Here is a 321-nt window from a genome sequence, read left to right as displayed (position 1 = left end):
TCAGTCCTTGATTTCGCAGATGACGGCGCCGGAGGAGACGGAGGCGCCGACTTCGGCGGTGATGCCCTTGATCGTGCCCGCGCGGTGGGCGTTGAGGGGCTGTTCCATCTTCATCGCCTCAAGGACCACGATCAGTTCGCCTTCGGCGACTTCCTGGCCCTCCTCGACCGCGACCTTCACGATCGTGCCCTGCATCGGCGAGGTCAGCGCGTCACCCGAAGCGGCCGAGCCGGCCTTCTTCGCCGCACGCCGCTTCGGCTTCGCCCCACCCGCAGCCGCCGTCCGCGCCAGCGTCATCCCCAGCGACGACGGCAGGGACAC

1 protein-coding gene is annotated in these 321 nt (G+C 68.8%); it reads right to left on the bottom strand.

Annotation, left to right across the window (positions count from 1 at the left end; all coding sequences use genetic code 11):
- On the bottom strand, window positions 1-321 hold a 321-nt coding region (locus IF61_RS0131880; protein ID WP_157848746.1), incomplete at its 5' end, for an acyl-CoA carboxylase biotin carboxyl carrier protein subunit.

The sequence above is a fragment of the Streptomyces roseoverticillatus genome (assembly GCF_000719265.1).
Lineage (GTDB): Bacteria > Actinomycetota > Actinomycetes > Streptomycetales > Streptomycetaceae > Streptomyces > Streptomyces roseoverticillatus.
The sequence above is the reverse complement of the archived record's forward strand: the minus strand, read 5'-3'. Positions and strand labels throughout refer to the sequence as shown.